Origin of the sequence: Priestia sp. SIMBA_032, assembly GCF_046535215.1 — a bacterium.
Classification (GTDB): Bacteria; Bacillota; Bacilli; order Bacillales; family Bacillaceae_H; genus Priestia; species Priestia aryabhattai.
Genome location: NZ_JAWRXD010001546.1, coordinates 1 through 236, shown reverse-complemented (window position 1 = coordinate 236; position 236 = coordinate 1). Strand labels below are relative to the sequence as shown.

The window sequence follows — 236 nt, the reverse complement described above, 5'->3', positions numbered from 1 at the left end:
GGCATAGGGTTAGCTAGGGGATACATCAATCGAAAAGAATTAACAGCAGATAAATTTATTGATCATCCGTTTGAACCTGGTGAGAAATTATATAAAACAGGAGATATAGCAAGGTGGCTACCTGATGGTAACATAGAATACTTGGGACGAGTTGATCATCAAGTGAAAATAAGGGGATATCGAATAGAACTAGGTGAGATAGAAGCAAGTTTGTTAAAATATGAGACAATCAAAAC

General features: G+C 36.0%; 1 protein-coding gene. It reads left to right on the top strand.

All coding sequences use genetic code 11. The features are described 5' to 3' along the window. On the top strand, window positions 1-236 hold a 236-nt coding region (locus tag SB717_RS39460), incomplete at both ends, for a hypothetical protein (protein ID WP_410908775.1).